This is a genomic window from Micromonospora sp. LZ34 (assembly GCF_052981855.1).
In genome coordinates, this window is sequence record NZ_JBRIQN010000177.1 from 1 (window position 1) to 661 (window position 661).

Consider the following 661-nt stretch of genomic DNA (forward strand, 5'->3'; position numbering starts at 1 on the left):
AGGTCGGTGGGGTCGGTGGGGATGTCGTACCAGGTGAGTAGGCGGCACCAGCGGTGGATTTCGTGTTCGTGGTCGTGCCAGTGGGGGCCGTGGTGGTGTCGGGCGGGGGGGTTGGTGTAGGCGAGGAGTTGGCGGGGTCGGGTGGTGGTGAGGAGTTGGTGGGATTGGGGTCCGCGGCCGTGCAGGTTGATGGCGAGGTCGGGGGGTGGGCCGGTCCAGGGCAGGGTGTCGAGGGTGGGGGTGTGGAGGAGGTGGTCGATGCCGCCGATGAGGTGGACCAGGGGGGTGAGCCAGGTGGGTGCGGCGAGGGTGATCTCGTGGTGGGGGTGGGTGGTGCGGAGGGCGCGGAGGGCGGGTACGGCGGTGGCGAGGTCGCCGACGCCGAGGGCGCGGAGGGTGAGGATCACGGGTAGCTGGTTTCTTGTTCGGCGCAGACGACCATTTCGCGGATGGTGCAGCCGGCGGGTTGGGAGAGGGCGAACATGATGGCGGCGGCGGTGTCGGCGGGGTCGTTGAGGATGGCGTCGGGGCCGGGTTTGTAGGTGGGGTCGCGGTCGTCGAAGAAGGCGGTGCGCATGCCGCCGGGGATGAGCAGGGTGACGCCGATGGTGCCGGCGAGTTCGGCGGCGAGGGCGCGGGTGAAGCCGACCACGCCGAACTT

Annotated in this window: 1 protein-coding gene and 1 pseudogene; both read right to left on the bottom strand. The window is 70.7% G+C overall.

Going from position 1 to position 661, the window contains the following annotated elements; genetic code table 11:
• Window positions 1-407, bottom strand: a 407-nt coding sequence (locus ACVCAH_RS38030; RefSeq protein ID WP_447141038.1) for a glycosyltransferase family 9 protein, incomplete at its 3' end; no start/stop codon positions are given.
• Window positions 404-661, bottom strand: a pseudogene (locus tag ACVCAH_RS38035) (short-chain dehydrogenase); the annotation flags it as partial. The gene ACVCAH_RS38030 and the pseudogene ACVCAH_RS38035, both read right to left, overlap by 4 nt.